Genomic DNA, 15,784 nt, shown 5'->3' with positions numbered 1-15,784 from the left:
CCTCATCTCGACGCCTTGGCCTGCCCCATGGCCTGGTCGAGCCGCAGCGAGGCGCGCCTTGCCTCGTCGGGCCTTGCGATGTGCGTCCAGGAGCCATCGTAGCGGGGGTTGCGCCGCTCGATCCAGGCGCCAAGCCCTTCCCTGAGATCGGCGGTCGGGGCCATGCGGGCGAACTGCTCGGCCTCGACCAGCAGCCCTTCGGCGATGCTGAGGTTGATCCCGCGCGCCACCGCGGTGAGGATGCCGGCGAGCGCTGCCGGCGAATGCGTGATGATGCGGCGGGCAAGATCGTGCGCCGCCGGCATCAGATCGCTATGCGGCACGACCTGATTGACGAGACCAAGTTCGAGCGCCCGCGGCGGCGGAAACCAGTCGCCTGTCAACAGCAGTTCCAGCGCGCGCTTGCGCCCGGCAAGCCGCGGCAGACGCTGCGTGCCGCCGAAGGTCGGCGGCATCGCAAGGTTGATCTCCGGCTTGGCGAACAGCGCGCGGTCGCTGGCGATCGCCAGCGGCACGGCCTCGGTGATCTCGCAGCCGCCACCGAAGGCAATCCCGTTGACGGCGGCGATGATCGGCTTGCGGAACGCCTCCAGCCGTGCCGTCAGCCGCTGGCCGCGCATGACGAAGTCGCGTAGCGCCACATCCGCACCGCGAGCCACGCTCGCCGAGAATTCGTGGATATCGCCACCCGCCGAAAACGCCCGCTCCCCTGCTCCGGTGAGGATAACGGCCCGGATGCTGCCATCGACTTCAATGTCGTCGAGGACCGCGAGCAGGCGATCGATCAGGCCATAGTTCAGCGCGTTGAGCTTTTCCGGGCGGTTGAGGGTGAGGACGCTCACCCCGTCACGGGTCTCGTTCAGGACAAGATCGGCCATTGTTCTTCCTTTCCAGCTACGACGGAAAGGGATCATGCTTTCGATTGCGTGTATATTCACTAGTCGGTATACATGCTTCATGCCTGAAGCCGCCAGCCCAACCCGTAAACGTATCGTCGATGCCGCAACGAAGCTGTTCTATGACGAGGGAATCGGTCGTGTCAGCGTCGATGCCGTTGCCGAAAAGGCAGGCCTCACCAAGCGTACGCTTTACTACCACTTCAAGAGCAAGGACGACCTCATCGCTGCCTATCTCGACGGCCGCGACCAGCCCAATCTGCGGCAGATGGCCAGTTGGTTTGATGCCGCGGAGGGCGGCGCGGACCGCAAGGTCGAAGCGATCTTCAGCAATCTGGCACGGGTTGCGCGCCATCCGAAATGGAAGGGATGCGGTTTTTTGCGCACGGCCGCGGAACTCGCCTCGATGCCCGGCCATCCGGCGGTCAAGGTCGGGTCGCGCCACAAGTCGAATTTTGAGACATGGCTGGCTGGCGAATTGTCCGGGCACGACCTTGAGGAGCCGCAAGCCTTGGCCCGCGAGATCGTGCTGCTGATAGACGGCTGTTTTTCGATCATGCTGATCCATCGCAATCCCGACTACATCGAAGCAGCAGGACGAGCCGCTGCCACGCTTGTTGGGGCGAGATGCCGTAACAAGGACTGACCAACCGCGCTTGGAGCGTGGCCGGCAAGCATGGTATCGCAGGTGCCAGGAGGCGGCGATGCGTGTCATTTTCCGATGTGATCCAATGTTGGTTGAGCATTTGCCACGCCCGATCCTGGCGCGCAGCGCTCTGCCGGATTGGCTGCGTGCAATGCCCGCCACGGCCTACTCTGCGATCCATGGTCGCGACATTCGCACGCTCAAGCAGTGCCCACCGGTGGTCGACGCGATGACCTATGGTTTCATGATCTTGCTGCCATGCGACGTCGTCATCGACAAAGGCACTTTTTCCTGGGACTGGCAAATTCCAGAACCGGTCACTAAAAACCACCCCAGGGCGCCACTGAGCTTCCATACGCCGGGCCAGCTCGCCGGCAGCCCGTTTGCCAACCCAAGCCAGGCCGCCCTTAAATTCAACAGCTTCTGGACCATTGAGGTCGAGGACGGCTGGTCACTGTTCGCGACACATCCGGTCAATCGCGAGGATCTTCCCTTCAGGCTGGTGACGGGCCTGGTGGATTCCGACCGATTCAGCGATGGCGGCATCAATTTCCCGGCGGTCTGGACGGAGCCCGAATTCTCCGGCGTGCTCCGGAAAGGAACTCCGGTCGCGCAGTGCTTTGCGGTTCCGCGGGCCGCGCCGCAGCTGGAATACGAGGTGTTTGACGAGAAACGGCAGGCATCCTATGCGCAGACGGTCGCGGATGTCCTGTCAACGCCCGGCGTCTACCGCAAGCGGTTTCGCGCCAGGCGGGGGCGCGCCACCGGCGAGTGAGCGACGCAGCGCTTCCTCATCGAGCCACAGCCTGCCGCTCGGCGCCGATGTGAGTGCCATGGCGATCACGCCGAACGTGGATGGGCGCAAACGATAGGCGATCGAATACGCCGCCATGGCCCCGTCGAGGTCGCCGGTTTCCTGCAAGACGACGCCCAGATTGACGGCAGCCTCCGGTGCGTCCGGGTTCATCTCCAGCACCCGTCGATAGGCCTGAGCAGCACCGCCGAACTTGCGCATGTCCTGGCGCACCAGCCCGAGGTCAAACCACGCAGCCGGATGCCCACCGCCGGCGACGGCGCGTTCGAGGAAGGCTTCCGCCTCCAGAGACTCGCCGCGTTCCCGCGCAAGGTGCCCCAGGCGTGCCATTGCCTCCTTGGATTTCGGCTCCCTTTGCAAGACAAGTGTCCAGCACACACCAGCCGCTGAGGCATCACCTGCCTGATCGAGGGTACGTGCCCGCTCGAGCAGGATCTCCGCCTGCGATGATTGCCTTGCCGCGCGGTCCAGATGCTGCAACGCCGCTTCGAGCCTGCCTTGGGCCCTGGCAATCCGACATGCGAGAATCAAGGCTGGTACATTGTCCGGACGAGCGGCAAGGCTCGCTTCGATGCGCGCACGAGCCTCCGGCAAGTCGGCCCTCGCGAAGAGGACCGCGGCCATCAGATGGCAAAGCGCCGAATCGCCCGGGTGCTGCTTTAGGCCCAACTCGCACAGATCCACCGCCTGGCCATGATTGCCGGAATTGAAAGCGGCCACAGCCCGGCGGATCAGATCTCCGCTATCGCCCTGATTGGTGTTCACCATTGCTTTGCCGCTCCCTCTAGAACCCCAGCGCCAGCCAGGCCGTGCCGGCGACGAGCGTAATCAGCGTCAGCGGCAAGCCGACCTTGAAGAAGGCACCGAAGGACAAGGGCGTGCCGGCAGCCTTGGACTGCTCGGCGACGATCAGGTTGGCGACTGAGCCGAGCAGCGTGAAATTGCCGGCAAGCGTCGAGCTCATCGCCACCACCAGCCAGGCGCGTTCGGGGTTTTCCAGTCCAGGTATGAAGGGGCGCAATGCCAGCACCGCCGGCACATTGCTCATGATGTTGGAGAGCACCGCGGTGAAGCCGGACAGGCGCCAGACATCGTTCAGGCCGAGATTCCTGGCCGAGGCGATGGTGTCTGGGGTCAGCAGCGTCCTTTCGGCGCCGGCAACCACCACGAACAGACCGGCGAACATGAACAGCAGCGGCCCGTCGATCTCGCGGTAGATGCGTTCGGGCTTGATGGCGCGGGTGAGCAGGAGAATGGCGCCGCCGATTAACGCGGCTTTGGCAACGGGAACGCCGGCGAAGAAGGCGACAGCCAACCCGATGCAGACGATCACGGCCTTCAGCACCTGCCCGCGATGCATGCGGCCGCGCGAGACATGCGGCGTCAATTCAGCGGTGCGGTTGAATTCGGCGCGATAGACGATGCGCACGATGACGATGACCGCGACGAGGCCGAACAGAGCGACCGGCGCGAGTGCCGCCGAAAAGGCGGGATAGGAGATGCCCGACAGCGCGCCGATGACCATGTTCTGCGGATTGCCGGTGATGGTGGCGACGCTGCCGCAGTTCGACGCGGTGGCGGTGGCGATCAGATAAGGGATCGGATTGCGGTTGATGACGCGGGTGACATGGACAACGATCGGCGCCATCACCAGGCAGATGGCATCGTTGACCAGGAAGGCCGACAGCACGCCGGTCAGCAGCGTCACCATCACCAGCAGCATGAACGGAGCATGCGCGTGTTCGATGGCGATGGCGCCCAGCCCGCGAAAGGCGCCGGAGACCTTCAGATGCGCCACCACGATCATCATGCCGAGCAGAAGCGTGATGGTGTCGAAATTGATGGCGCGGTAGGCATCCTCCATGCTGATGGCGCCAATGGCGATCATCGCGGCGCCGCCAAGCAACGCAATGCCCGCGCGGTCGAGACGCAGGCCGGGGATGCGGCCGACGGCGACGCCGGCATAGGTCAGGACCAGGATCAGCAGTGCGGCGGAACCCGTGAATGTCATCGGTAGGAAGCCCCGCTCGATCTGGTGGCGCCGATGCGGTCCGACCGTTGGTTCTTTTGCATGTCAACTTTGGCGATGTCGAGATTGATGACAAACGGAGTGGGCAAACTGTCGTTCTGGGCGGTATCGCTAACGTCGATAGAAATCCAGCCGCTGTTGCAATGCCTGCGGCGAAAACAGTCGCTCAACGGTCTGCCGCGCCTTGTGGCCCACCCTCACCCGCAGTGCCGGATCGGCTTTGAGCTCGGCCAGGATTTGCGCCGCCTGCTGCGTCGTCTCGAACAGAAAACCGTTTTCGCCGTGGCTGATATGGTCGGCATAGCCGCCATGCGAATGGCAGACCACCGGCAAACCGCAAGCCATCGCCTCGAACACCACGCGGCCGAACGTCTCCACATGCGAGCCGGTGCGATAGTAGAACACGTCGAGCGTCGGCAGGAACTGCTCGGCGGCAAATTGGCCCTGCGGCAGGAGTTGGAGGCGCGGATGCGGGGCGAGCCTGTCCTTGAGCGGCATGCCGCCCTGGATCCGCACCGCAACGCCGTCGGCCAGCAATGCCTCGTAGAGCGCCACATCGTCGGCATGATGCTTATCCGCCGTGTCGCGGCTCAGCCGCCCCACCGTGAATGGACCATCAGGCCTTGTCAGCGGTGGGGAGAAACGATCGATATCGATGGGCGACGGGTGCACGACGCCTTCGACCTGCAGCATGCGCTTCTGAAAGTCGGAGATCAGCACCAGTTCGGCGGCGGGCCAGCCCAGCAGGCGCGGCATGCTGGTCGTCAGCCCGACGATCTTCGGGTGGAAGGTGTTGAAGACATAGATCAGCCGGCGCGGCCGCCGGATCAGGTAGGTCCAGATCTTGTTGCGCCAATGCGCGCCGAGGAAGACATAGGTGCCCCCATCCGGCACCTCGCGCCTTGCCGGCGAGACGCGGCGAATCGGAAATTGCCGCATCAGTTCGTCGGAGACGCGCGAAGAGGTTGCCCAAAGACGCACCTGTTGGTCGGCACTCAACAGCCGATACAGGTCCAGGGTTTCGCGTTCACTGCCGCCGAACGGATTCTGAAAGCCGTTGAACAAATGGATCATGATCGCCGCGCTTGCCTGGCTTTGCCCGGGCCATCCCGCCACTCGTTCACCGAAACAAGCCGTGGCTGCACCGGCGACCCTGATGATCGAGGAGATCAAGAAAGCAGGAATGTCTGTGGCGATGCCTCATACATCACCTCAGCCGGAGGAAGCACACCGACACGAAGGCGTCAAGGAAGCGGCCGACATCAGCCTTCACCGCGCTTGCAAGGCGCGGTCAATGCACCGTGGCGACGCTGGGCTGAGACACCAGGGCGGCTTCCGCGGGGTCAAAACTGACCTGATCGCGACCATTCGATTTGGCGGCATAGAGCCGTCTGTCGGCGGCGGAGAATATCGCCTCATAGGTCGTCGGCCCGCTGAAGCTGGTGCCGCCGATCGAGACGGAAAGCGGACAGGCGCGGCCGCCGGGCGAAAAGTCCATCTCGCGAATCCGCCGGCGGATGCCTTCGGCAACCAGCCAGGACTGCGAGGGGTCGACACCAGGAAGAAACACGCCAAACTCCTCGCCGCCGATGCGGCCGACGATATCGCTGCCGCGCAATTGTCCCTTGATTGCCTGCGCGATCAGCTTGAGCGCCTGGTCGCCGCAGTCATGGCCGAGGCGGTCGTTGATCGACTTGAAGTGGTCGGCGTCGATGATCAGCAGCGCACCGGAGCGGGCATCCTCCTGCTTGCGGGTCTGCTCAAGATAGGCCTCGACCAGCATCGAGAAGGCGCCACGGTTCAGCACCGCCGTCAGGCTGTCGGTCGCGGCAACGATGCTGAGATCACGCTGGGCTATGGCCAGCTGGCGGATCTTCCACATCAGAAAAAACAGAAACGACCCGCCCAGCACCAGGGGCAGCAGCAGGTCCGTCATTTGTGCCCGCCAGACGGCCTCGGGCGAGAGATAGGGGAAATTGAACGAATCGACGAAAAACGCCACGGCAATGAAGAATGCCGTGCCGGCGGCGGTGACAGCGATCACCCTGCCCCAGCTGGTCGGTGACAGGTCGAGCTTCATCCCATTTCACTCCGTTAGCCGCCTCTACTATGACGTGCCAACGCAAACAAAATGATAAGACTTTCCTTTCAATTCGAGATCAGAGGACCGGAACACGTTCCGCCTATGCGGCAGCCGTGCTCCGGCAATGAAAGCAAGCTTGCTCGCTGAATTTTCGCGCGAATTAGGGGAAATCCCGAATGTCAGCGATTGGGTGACGGTCCTCCCGCCTCAACGACGAAGGATGCCGCGATCAGGTCGTCGGCATCCAGTCGTAGGGAGCCGTCGCCCGCCCCCATGATGGCTGCGACCTTGTGGAAGGTCTTCATTTCATAATCGGAAATTTCGGCATGCTGCATTCTGGCCTTGAGTTCAGCGATACGCCTCCCCAAGGCAGGGGACGTTCCAATTTCACGTTTCGACATGGCCTCGTTTTCTCCTCCCCCCAACCCGTTCTTGTTTTGCCCTGCCCATTCGCCGGCCGCACATTGCCTTTTATGAGCCTCCGCGAATACAAGGCCCCGAACGCTTGGTGTGCGCTAAGGTTCCAACTTTGGCGGATCACGAAATAATTACGGATCGCCCCACCGGCTCAGTCCTGTTGCCCGGCCATCAGCACTATCGTCGTAACAGAATTCCGCGCCTCAACCCGCTCCAGACACCGATCCGGAATGTTCGGCCACGTCGCGGCGGCGCATTGCTTGTCAATGACGACTACGGGTTCGCTGTGCCGTACGTCGGCAGCTTGAGTCGCCGTGGACGCGAAAAGAACCGTCTGCGTTATCAGAGCCGAGAAAACGGCAACCTGGAACAGCACGGCGGCGAAGGCGATCTTCTTGAGCATGCGAGGCAACGCGCTTGCAGGCGTCAGGTTCCCGCCGGTCATGTCTTGGGGCGAAAATCAACACCGTGCTGACAAGACAGCAGCCATCCCGCGAGAACGAAAAGGGAGGAAAAGTTGGAACTCGCGTCAAAATCGAGTTGAAGCTTTTCAGCCGGCTAACTTCTAACTACTTGATTTAATGGCGATCCCGACAGGATTCGAACCTGTGACCATCGGCTTAGAAGGCCGGTGCTCTATCCAGCTGAGCTACGGGACCGCTGGCCGGCCAAGGGGCCGGCTGGATATCTGGCGCTGGCCGCCGTTCAATGCGTCCAGGGCGTTCTGCGGTCATAGCGGAAATTCTCCGCATAGGAAATCTGGCGGCGCTTGGTCTCTTTGGGCTCCTCGACACGGAAGGCAAGCCCTTCCTTCTCGGCGTAAGCCACGGCCTCTTCGCGCGTATCGAAGGTCAGCCTGATCTGGCTTCTCATGTCTCCAGACGTCGTATAGCCCATCAAGGGATCGATCTTCTTGCGCATCTCGGGGTCGAATTCCAGCACCCAGTGGCCGGTCTTGGCCTTGCCGGACTGCATCGCGGTTTTGGCTGGGCTGAAAATGCGCGCGGACATGGCCACCTCATGGTTGTGCAAGGCAGCATCGCCGCCCCTTCGCCCGTCATTACTGCGCAATGCGCATGGCGGCAAGGTTTTTGCACTTGCCATGTAACACCGAAATGAATAGGCAACAGACCGTTCGGAGTGTAGCGCAGGCTGGTAGCGCATCTGGTTTGGGACCAGAGGGTCGGGAGTTCGAATCTCTCCACTCCGACCATCTCTCTCGAAAATGCGGTATCGATAGCCATTGGCGTGGCCGCCTGACCATCTTGCGCGGCTCCGGTCGCGGGCCTTGCCGCGACAGTTTTCCGGTGCGAGTCTGGCAGCCAATGACAGGCCGGTGATCACCCGCAAAGGCCAGGAGAGCAGCAAGACCAGCCAGTCCGGTGGCATGGCGCTGGTGACCGGGGTGGGGCCGCAACACACCTCGGCAACGAAATTGTGGTTCGGCAAGGCCAGCAACGCGCCCGGCTTTCGTTCGCTGCCGCATCATCATGGCGAGGCGGAAACCGGCGCCTATCTGCTGTCCGGCAACGCCCGCATCTATTTCGGCAAGGACTACCAGGAGTTCGTCGAACTCTCGGCCGGCGACTTCATGTTCGTGCCGCCATTCCTGCCGCATCTCGAAGCCAATATGAGTACGACGGAAGAGCTGTGGTGGCTGGCCTGCCGGACCCCTGAAAACATAGTGATCAATTTGCCCGACGTCGATGACGCCCAACTCGCCGGCTATCGCCGCGCGGCAGATTTCTCCGAGAAGGCTTGATTCCAGTATCCGGGTTTCACCATTTCAAGTTCGCATCCGTCGACATTGCCGGCTTACACTCCCGCAAAACGGGGAGTAGCCGATGCTTGGGATCGATGCGTGGGTGTCGCTGTTCGGGCCAGCTTATTTTGCTTATGCGGGCGTGACGGTTCCGTTCATGGTGGCGTGGGCGATCGCTTGTGCGGCGCTGGCGGCATGGAACAATCGCGAGAGCCGCAGGCAGGCCAAGCTAGCCCCAGGCACGATCGCCTCCCGTTCCTGGCCAGTCAGTATCGGGATTTTTGTGCTGGTCGCAGCCTGCTACGTCGCCGCTCATTCGGCTGTCTATCTGCTGGTCCGGCATTTCGTCAGACTGTGGCTCTGAGATTGACCAAGCTCTCCGACCGACGCCGACATCTCCTGGCGCGCGATGTTCAAAGCACACCTTCGATGTCGGTCTTGGAAAAATCGCCTCCTACATACAACAACCGGCAAGCATGCTCCTTCGCCACTTCATAGGAGAAACAATCGCCGAAATTGAGTGCGGCCGGGCGGATGCCCTTGCCCCATTGCGCATAAGCATCCGCGATGCGCCGGGCCGAGGCCGGCGTCACCGCCACCACCTCGAAACCAAGTCCGTCAATCAGCCCGGCCAGCTCGGCGGCGATGCCGCGATGGGCCGCGACGATCAGCGCCTCGGCGACAGTGCCGGCGGAAATCACGAGGTCGTTCTCGGCTTCGAGCGCGGCCATGCAGGCGTCGGCCTGCGGTTCATCAAGCACGATCGCCATCAGCGCGGACGTGTCGACAGCGATCATTCGGGCATGCCGTCATCGCCATAAAGGAAATCCTGGCTGCGGGCGGCGGATGGCCCGGCCTTCGCTTTGGCGGCCCCAGCCGCTCGCGCCGCTTCCATGAGCGCCCGACGGCCTTTCCTGTCGGGCATTGGCTTGATGGGAACCAGCCGCACTGCGGCATGGCCGTGACGGGTCAGAATGACCTCGTCGCCTGCTTCCGCACGGCGCACCAGCTCGGTCAATTGTCCCTTGGCATCGGTAACGGATACCTGCATCAATCGCTCCACATGGACTATGTAATGGTCCATATCTTGGTCAAAAATAGACCATTGAATGGTCCGCTTCAAGAGTTTCAATGATGGAAGCGATGCGTGTCTATGCCCGCTGCCGCGGCACGGGCGATCGCTCGATACACCTGAAGGTAAGCTCGCCGGGCGAGAACCCCAACCGCCTCATGCCCGACGAGCCTACAACCTGATTTGGAACGCAATCAGGACCGGGGTCAGCCGGCAAGCTGGTGCAGCAAGATCGATGCCAGCTTTTATTTCCCGAAATGGGACACGGCACTCCGTTTGTCGGGCTGACTATCGAGGCACTCTAAATCTCGAACGCGCCCTGCCCTTCGTCCATGGCGTTGACCGTTTCGGCGGCAAGCGCCCGGGTGATCGGCGTCTTGCGCTCGAGCGCGGTGCGGTCCAGCCGCTCGACCACGCGCATGGCTGTCGCCAGCGAGCGTTCGATACGCCGCACCAGATACTGCACGACATGCGGTTCGACCTCGACCTGGCGGTCGGCGAACAGTTTGGTGATCACACCGGCGAGCAGGAGGTCGTCGGGCTCGTGGATTTCGACGGTCGCCGCCGCCTTCAGTCGCGAGGCCAGATCGGGCAGCGAAACACCCCAGGCCGAGGGAAAGCGCCGTGCGGTCAACAGCAGCGTCGAGCCGGCGCCACGCACCGCATTGATCAGATGGAACAGGCCTTGTTCGTCGATTGCGCGCGCATCGACATCGTCGATCAGCGCCGGCCGGGCGCCGAGGTTCGCTATGCTGTCGCCAATACGCCTGGCATCGACACCCACAGCGTTGGCACGCGCGCGCCAGATGGCGGCCAGATGCGTCTTGCCGGAGCCGGCGGGACCTGCCAGCACCACCACCGGTGAGGGCCAGTCCGGCCAGCGGTCGACCAGGGCCGCCGCCTGGTTGTTGGTGCCGGAGACGACGAGTTCGTCGCGCGAATAGCCGGTGCCGTGGCCGAGATCGAGCGGCAGCTGGCGCGGCGGATCGGTTCGCTGGGCGGTCACTTCAAGCGACGCGGTTGCGTGCGGTGGCCGCCGCCGCGATCGGCCGGCAGCGGCGGCGCGGGCTCCGTCGCGTGGCCCTTGTAGAGCGGCGATTCGAGATAGCGGGCGATGGCAAAGCGCACCAGAACGGCGACGGCGGCGGAAGCCGGCACGGCAATCAGCAGGCCGACAAAGCCGAACAGCGCGCCGAAGGCGAACAGCGCGAACATCAGCCATACCGGATGCAGGCCGACACTTTTGCCGACCAACCTGGGCTGCAGGATGTTGCCTTCGATGAACTGGCCGATGAAGAACACCACCGCAACGGCAGCGATCATCGTCCCGTCCGGCCAGAACTGGACGAAGGCGACGCCGACGGCCAGCACCAGACCGGTCAGCGAGCCGACATAGGGGATGAAGGAGATCAGACCGGCAAACAGGCCGATGAGGATGGCGAAGTTCAGCCCGGTCAGCGTCAGGCCGGTGGCATACATGGCGCCCAGCACGAGGCAGAGCGTGCCCTGGCCGCGCACGAAGCCGGCGGTGGCGGTGTTGATGTCGCGCGCAATGACGCGCACGGTCGCGACATGGTCGCGCGGCACCCAGCTATCGATGACCGCCACCATGCGGTCCCAGTCGAGCAGCATGTAGAAGGCGACCACAGGCGTCACCACGAACAGGCTGACCACCGAGACCAGCGCCATGCCGGAACTCCACAGCGAGGTGAAGACCGTGGTGATCAGGCCAAAACCGGAAGTCAGCAGCGAATTCAGCCCGTCGCGCAAGCCATTGGCGTTGACGCCGAACTTCTGCTCCAGCCATTTCGGATCGAAAGAGGTGATCAGGCTCTGCAGCCGGGTCAGATATTCCGGCAGTTTGCCCGCGAAATCGGCCATCTGCGTCGCCAGTACCGGAATGAGGATGACGAAGGCCAGCACCAGCACGATGAGGAAGGTGATGAGGATGACCACCGTCGCCATGAAGCGCGACAGGCCGAGCCGCTGCAGCCGGTCGGCGACCGGGTCGAGGAAATAGGCCAGCACCATGCCAGCGACGAAGGGCAGCAGGATGTCGCTGAAGATATAGAGGAAGAGCGCAAGTCCGGCGACGCCGGCCAGCCAGAAGAAGATCTGGCGGCGAAACGCTGAGCCCGCGGCAAGATCGGCGGCCGCAGCCTCGATCACCGCCGCTTCTTTCTCAGATGTCCGGATTGGAGCCTTCGCCATAGCCGCTCATATGCCTCAGCCAAGCGACGAGATAGGCTGCGGCCGAAGCCACGGTCAAGACCCCGGACAGCAATATGAGGGCTGGCCGCAGAGGGTCGAGATGCACGGCAAAGGCCAGTTCCCCCAGCACGACCGCCGCCAGCACGATCTGGATGGCGGTATTGGCCTTCGACACCAGAAACGGTTTTATCTCGACCGGATGAGCCATGACGGTGGACAACAAAACCGCGCAGACGATCAGCGCGTCGCGCGACACCATGGTGACGACCAGCCACAGCGGCAATTGTCCGATGAAGCCCATGACGACGAACACCGAAACCAAAAGCAGTTTGTCGGCCATCGGATCGAGATAGGCGCCGAGCCTGGACTGCTGGTTGAAACGGCGGGCGATGAAGCCGTCGACGCCATCCGAGGCGCCGGCAATGACGAAGCCAGCAAAGGCCCAGTCCCAGCGCGCCTGCAGCATGGCCAGCACCACGGCAGGCACCAGCACAAGGCGCAGGATGGTGATCAGGTTGGGGATGGTCAAATGCTCGGCCCGTCCTCTCAGGTCAGGGATAGATGATGGAGATGGAGAGGCGCCGCAAGCTCCGTGCCGCGCAATTCGGCTGTCACGGTGTTCGCCGCGAATGTCGGAAAATGCTATCCACGCTTTTGTCAGGCCAAATGGCGCTCGGTTCCGCCGTTATCCTTGCGGACCGAAACCGTTCATGCGAAGAGCCCGCAAACGAGCAGGAAAATTGCGATGAGCAAGCGCGAAACAAGCCAGCCCAAAACGGGCCAGCCCAAAACGAGCAAGCGCAGGAACGGGCTCACCTATGCCGAGGCCGGCGTCGATATCGATGCCGGCAATCTCATGGTCGAGAAGATCAAGCCGCTGGTGCGCGCCACACGGCGGCCGGGTGCGGATGGCGAGATCGGCGGTTTCGGCGGCCTGTTCGACCTCAAGGCTGCCGGCTTCAGCGATCCTGTACTGGTCGCCGCCAATGACGGCGTCGGCACCAAGCTCAAGATCGCCATCGATGCCGGCAAGCACGACACGATCGGCATCGACCTCGTCGCCATGTGTGTCAACGACATCGTCGTGCAGGGCGCCGAACCGCTGTTCTTCCTCGACTATTTCGCCACCGGCAAGCTCGACCCCGACCAGGGCGCTGCGATCGTCGGCGGCATTGCCGAAGGCTGCCGGCAGGCCGGCTGCGCGCTGATCGGCGGCGAGACGGCGGAAATGCCGGGCATGTATCACGGCAAGGATTATGACCTCGCGGGCTTTGCCGTGGGTGCCGCAGAACGCGGCCAGCTTTTGCCCACGGACGACATCGTCGAAGGCGACGTGCTTTTGGGTCTCGCTTCCTCGGGCCTGCATTCGAACGGTTTTTCGCTGGTGCGCCGCATCGTCGCCGCAAGCGGCCTTTCGTGGAGCGATCCGGCGCCGTTCAACGACGACGCGACACTGGCCGAGGCGCTGCTCGAACCGACCCGCATCTACGTCAAGTCGATCCTCAAGGCCATTCGCAACACACATGGCATCAAGGCGCTGGCGCACATCACCGGCGGCGGTTTTCCCGAAAACATTCCGCGCGTGCTGCCCAAGGATTTTTCGGCCGAACTCGATCTCGAAGCCATCGACGTACCAGCGGTGTTCTCGTGGCTGTCCAAGACCGGCGGTGTGGCGCCCGAAGAGATGATGCGCACCTTCAATTGCGGCATCGGCATGATCCTGGCGGTTGCCTCCGGCCAGGCGGCGCAAGTCGCCGCCGTGCTGCAGGAAGCCGGCGAGACGGTAACGCCGATCGGTCGCATCGTGCCGCGACGCGACGCCGGCGTCATCTATCGGGGTTCGATCGGCCTATGAGCAGAAAACGCACGGTCGTCCTGATCTCGGGCGCGGTTCCAACATGACCGCGCTGATCGCGGCGGCCAGCGACCCGGCCTTTCCAGCCGAGATCGTCGGCGTCATTTCCGACAAGGCTGATGCCGCCGGCCTCGGCGTCGCCAAGGCGCGCGGCATCGCCACGCAGGTCATTTCGCGTGCCGGCCATGGCAGCAAGCAGGCGCATGACGCGGCGATCGACGCGGCGCTCACGGCCTTCAACGCCGAGATCGTGGCGCTGGCCGGCTACATGCGCATCCTCTCCTCCGGCTTCGTCCAGAAATGGCAGGGCCGGATGATCAACATCCACCCTGCCCTGCTGCCGGCATTCAAGGGCCTCGACACCCATGCGCGCGCGCTGGCCGCCGGCCTGCGCATCCATGGCTGCACCGTGCATTTCGTCACGTCGGAAATGGATGACGGGCCGATCATCGCCCAGGCGGCCGTGCCGGTGATGGTCGGCGACAATGCCGATACGCTGGCTGCTCGAGTACTGAAGGCCGAGCATCGGCTCTATCCGCTGGCGCTCGGGCTGGTCGCCGAAGGCAAGGCGCGCATGGAGGCCGGGCGCACGGTGCTTGCCCACTTTGCCGACGATGCCGACAACGGCACCTCGGTAGTGATGGCGCCCGATCCGCTGCGCGAAGAAGCCGACCTGGAGCATCTGGCGCGGATCACGCCGTGAGCCGAGAGTGCCGCGATGAGACAACTGCTTCTGCTTCGCCATGCCAAATCGAGCTGGGACGACCCTGCTCTCGATGATTTCGACCGGCCGCTCGCGCAACGCGGATTGAAGGCGGCCCGATTGATCGGGCGGGAGCTTGCAGCGCGCGACTGGCTGCCGGATCAGGTGCTGGTGTCGTCGGCGCTGCGCACCCGCGACACCTGGCGGCTGGTCGCCGCGGAACTGCCGATGCATCCCCGAGTCGCGTTTGTCGATGCGCTCTACGACGCTTCGGCGGCGGATATTCTGAGCCAGATTCACAAAGCCGAGCCGTCGAGCGCTTGCCTGGCGGTGGTCGGCCATAATCCGGGCCTGGAGGATCTGGCGAAACAGCTTGCCGGCTCAGGCTCGGAGACCAAAGCACGCAAGAGGCTCGAGGAAAAGTTTCCGACCGCAGCCCTCGCGCGCTTCGTCTTCGATGGCGACTGGTCTGGCCTTTCGTCCGGGCGGCTGACGCATTGCCTGCGTCCAAAGGATCTGAGCTAGAGCAATTCCAGGCCGGGCGGCTGCAGGCCAAGCCCGTCGTACGCGCGCTGGAAACGTTAGTTCCCCCAGATACCCTGGCCGGATTCCGGCCAGTCGGTGGTGGTCTTCATCCTGGTGTCGGCTGCCTTGTGCCCGGCCATGTCCGTGTTCTTGACCGCGCCGGTGACGGCATGATCCACGCCGGCGACCGAAGCAACCGGCTGATTGGCATTGTCGGAGCCATAATGGTCACTGCCGGCAAAGGCGCCGCCGGTCGCAAGGAGGATGGCGGCGATAGCGAGAGCGATCTTGTTCATTTCAATCTCCTGGTTCTTCCGTTGGGCGGCGTCTTGGGAGGACGGGTTCCGCTGGAGGTAAGACCCGAGGCCCTCCGGTTTTATTCCCGGAGGCGGAGCTTTCCCGCCGGTTTGAAGACCGGCTACTCAGACCGACGCCAGCCCGTGCCTGCCCTGCCACGCAAAAAACAAGAGCGGCGGGTCAAACCCACCGCTCTTTGTCATCGAGGCCTGCTTGAGCGTTGGCTTAGTTGCCCCAGATCCCCTGACCGGATTCCGGCTGGACCGAATCGGGCGTCAGCTTGAAGCCGTGGTGCTCGACCGGTTTGCGGGTCGAAGCCGTGTAGCTGTGGTCGATGTTGCTCGAGTGCGTGGTAACAGCCGGCTGGTTGACGTTGTCCGAGCCATAATGGTCGCTGCTGGCGAAGGCGCTGCCGGTGGCAACGAGGATGGCAGCAGCGGTAAGTGCGATCTTGGTCATTTTAAGTACTCCAGT

The 15,784-nt window shown here is 63.2% G+C and carries 21 protein-coding genes, 2 tRNA genes and 1 pseudogene; 8 read left to right on the top strand and 16 right to left on the bottom strand.

Annotation, left to right across the window (positions count from 1 at the left end):
• Window positions 1-2 precede the first annotated feature (2 nt).
• Window positions 3-878, bottom strand: coding sequence for a crotonase/enoyl-CoA hydratase family protein (locus HB778_RS25855; protein WP_183458044.1), 876 nt, complete (start codon window positions 876-878; stop codon window positions 3-5).
• A 79-nt stretch (window positions 879-957) separates the two neighbouring features.
• Here HB778_RS25855 and HB778_RS25850 point away from each other — a divergent pair, with 79 nt between their 5' ends.
• Entirely contained in the window at window positions 958-1,542 is a 585-nt protein-coding gene (locus HB778_RS25850) for a TetR/AcrR family transcriptional regulator (RefSeq protein ID WP_183458042.1), read from the top strand.
• Between the two features lie 58 nt (window positions 1,543-1,600).
• Window positions 1,601-2,317, top strand: coding sequence for a hypothetical protein (locus tag HB778_RS25845; RefSeq protein WP_183458041.1), 717 nt, complete (start codon window positions 1,601-1,603; stop codon window positions 2,315-2,317).
• Here the strand turns inward: HB778_RS25845 and HB778_RS25840 are convergent.
• From HB778_RS25840 to HB778_RS25805, 8 genes are all read right to left on the bottom strand, one after another.
• Window positions 2,255-3,124: a tetratricopeptide repeat protein gene (locus tag HB778_RS25840; protein ID WP_183458039.1), complete on the bottom strand. Its 870-nt coding sequence runs from the start codon at window positions 3,122-3,124 to the stop codon at window positions 2,255-2,257. The two genes, HB778_RS25845 and HB778_RS25840, sit on opposite strands and share 63 nt — an antisense overlap.
• Window positions 3,125-3,140: 16 nt before the next feature.
• Entirely contained in the window at window positions 3,141-4,367 is a 1,227-nt protein-coding gene (locus HB778_RS25835) for an anion transporter (protein WP_183458036.1), read from the bottom strand.
• 129 nt (window positions 4,368-4,496) lie between these two features.
• Complete coding sequence (locus tag HB778_RS25830; RefSeq protein ID WP_183458034.1) at window positions 4,497-5,459, bottom strand: glycosyltransferase family 4 protein; 963 nt, start codon at window positions 5,457-5,459, stop codon at window positions 4,497-4,499.
• 217 nt (window positions 5,460-5,676) lie between these two features.
• Window positions 5,677-6,465 carry a GGDEF domain-containing protein gene (locus tag HB778_RS25825; RefSeq protein ID WP_183458032.1) on the bottom strand — a complete coding sequence of 263 codons (789 nt, stop codon included), beginning with the start codon at window positions 6,463-6,465 and terminating at the stop codon, window positions 5,677-5,679.
• A gap of 182 nt (window positions 6,466-6,647) precedes the next feature.
• Complete coding sequence (locus HB778_RS25820) at window positions 6,648-6,869, bottom strand: hypothetical protein (RefSeq protein ID WP_183458030.1); 222 nt, start codon at window positions 6,867-6,869, stop codon at window positions 6,648-6,650.
• A 167-nt stretch (window positions 6,870-7,036) separates the two neighbouring features.
• Window positions 7,037-7,288: a hypothetical protein gene (locus HB778_RS25815; RefSeq protein WP_244661619.1), complete on the bottom strand. Its 252-nt coding sequence runs from the start codon at window positions 7,286-7,288 to the stop codon at window positions 7,037-7,039.
• A 179-nt stretch (window positions 7,289-7,467) separates the two neighbouring features.
• Window positions 7,468-7,544, bottom strand: a tRNA-Arg gene (locus tag HB778_RS25810).
• A 46-nt stretch (window positions 7,545-7,590) separates the two neighbouring features.
• Window positions 7,591-7,896, bottom strand: coding sequence for an ETC complex I subunit (locus HB778_RS25805; protein ID WP_015318428.1), 306 nt, complete (start codon window positions 7,894-7,896; stop codon window positions 7,591-7,593).
• Window positions 7,897-8,021: 125 nt separating this feature from the next.
• On the opposite strand from HB778_RS25805, the gene HB778_RS25800 reads away from it, so the two are divergent.
• From HB778_RS25800 to HB778_RS25790, 3 genes are all read left to right on the top strand, one after another.
• Window positions 8,022-8,098 (top strand) — tRNA-Pro (locus HB778_RS25800).
• Window positions 8,099-8,221: 123 nt separating this feature from the next.
• Window positions 8,222-8,647, top strand: a complete 426-nt coding sequence (locus HB778_RS25795) for a cupin domain-containing protein (RefSeq protein WP_244661618.1) — start codon at window positions 8,222-8,224, stop codon at window positions 8,645-8,647.
• Window positions 8,648-8,729: 82 nt separating this feature from the next.
• Window positions 8,730-9,011, top strand: coding sequence for a hypothetical protein (locus HB778_RS25790; protein WP_183458026.1), 282 nt, complete (start codon window positions 8,730-8,732; stop codon window positions 9,009-9,011).
• A 49-nt stretch (window positions 9,012-9,060) separates the two neighbouring features.
• On the opposite strand, the gene HB778_RS25785 is transcribed toward HB778_RS25790, so the two are convergent.
• From HB778_RS25785 to HB778_RS25765, 5 genes are all read right to left on the bottom strand, one after another.
• Complete coding sequence (locus HB778_RS25785; RefSeq protein ID WP_183458024.1) at window positions 9,061-9,444, bottom strand: type II toxin-antitoxin system VapC family toxin; 384 nt, start codon at window positions 9,442-9,444, stop codon at window positions 9,061-9,063.
• Complete coding sequence (locus HB778_RS25780) at window positions 9,441-9,698, bottom strand: type II toxin-antitoxin system Phd/YefM family antitoxin (protein ID WP_183465222.1); 258 nt, start codon at window positions 9,696-9,698, stop codon at window positions 9,441-9,443. The genes HB778_RS25785 and HB778_RS25780 overlap by 4 nt, the downstream gene beginning before the upstream one ends.
• Before the next feature lie 322 nt (window positions 9,699-10,020).
• Window positions 10,021-10,725 (bottom strand): DnaA regulatory inactivator HdaA, encoded by a 705-nt coding sequence (gene hdaA / locus HB778_RS25775; RefSeq protein WP_183458022.1) that lies wholly within the window; start codon window positions 10,723-10,725, stop codon window positions 10,021-10,023.
• On the bottom strand, window positions 10,722-11,930 hold the full coding sequence (locus HB778_RS25770) for an AI-2E family transporter (protein ID WP_183458020.1): 1,209 nt from the start codon (window positions 11,928-11,930) through the stop codon (window positions 10,722-10,724). The genes hdaA and HB778_RS25770 overlap by 4 nt, the downstream gene beginning before the upstream one ends.
• Window positions 11,902-12,459, bottom strand: coding sequence for a CDP-alcohol phosphatidyltransferase family protein (locus HB778_RS25765; protein WP_183458018.1), 558 nt, complete (start codon window positions 12,457-12,459; stop codon window positions 11,902-11,904). The genes HB778_RS25770 and HB778_RS25765 overlap by 29 nt, the downstream gene beginning before the upstream one ends.
• 216 nt (window positions 12,460-12,675) lie before the next feature.
• On the opposite strand from HB778_RS25765, the gene purM reads away from it, so the two are divergent.
• The 3 genes and pseudogenes from purM (at window position 12,676) to HB778_RS25750 (ending at window position 15,013) form a co-directional block, all read left to right on the top strand.
• The gene (purM, locus tag HB778_RS25760; RefSeq protein WP_183458016.1) at window positions 12,676-13,785 is read left to right on the top strand and encodes a phosphoribosylformylglycinamidine cyclo-ligase; all 1,110 of its coding nucleotides are present in this window, start codon (window positions 12,676-12,678) and stop codon (window positions 13,783-13,785) included.
• Window positions 13,782-14,488, top strand: a pseudogene (gene purN, locus HB778_RS25755) (phosphoribosylglycinamide formyltransferase). Before purM ends, purN begins: the two are co-directional and overlap by 4 nt.
• A gap of 15 nt (window positions 14,489-14,503) precedes the next feature.
• Entirely contained in the window at window positions 14,504-15,013 is a 510-nt protein-coding gene (locus HB778_RS25750) for a SixA phosphatase family protein (RefSeq protein ID WP_183458014.1), read from the top strand.
• 56 nt (window positions 15,014-15,069) lie between these two features.
• On the opposite strand, the gene HB778_RS25745 is transcribed toward HB778_RS25750, so the two are convergent.
• Together HB778_RS25745 and HB778_RS25740 are read right to left on the bottom strand one after the other, a co-directional pair.
• The gene (locus tag HB778_RS25745) at window positions 15,070-15,309 is read right to left on the bottom strand and encodes a DUF680 domain-containing protein (protein ID WP_183458012.1); all 240 of its coding nucleotides are present in this window, start codon (window positions 15,307-15,309) and stop codon (window positions 15,070-15,072) included.
• A 226-nt stretch (window positions 15,310-15,535) separates the two neighbouring features.
• A complete protein-coding gene (locus HB778_RS25740; protein ID WP_183458010.1) occupies window positions 15,536-15,769 on the bottom strand; it encodes a DUF680 domain-containing protein in 234 nt (77 codons plus the stop codon).
• Window positions 15,770-15,784 lie beyond the last annotated feature (15 nt).

The sequence above is a fragment of the Mesorhizobium huakuii genome, assembly GCF_014189455.1.
In the GTDB taxonomy this organism is placed as follows: domain Bacteria; phylum Pseudomonadota; class Alphaproteobacteria; order Rhizobiales; family Rhizobiaceae; genus Mesorhizobium; species Mesorhizobium huakuii_A.
Note: the sequence above shows the minus strand (reverse complement) of the source record. Positions and strands in the feature narration are given on the sequence as shown.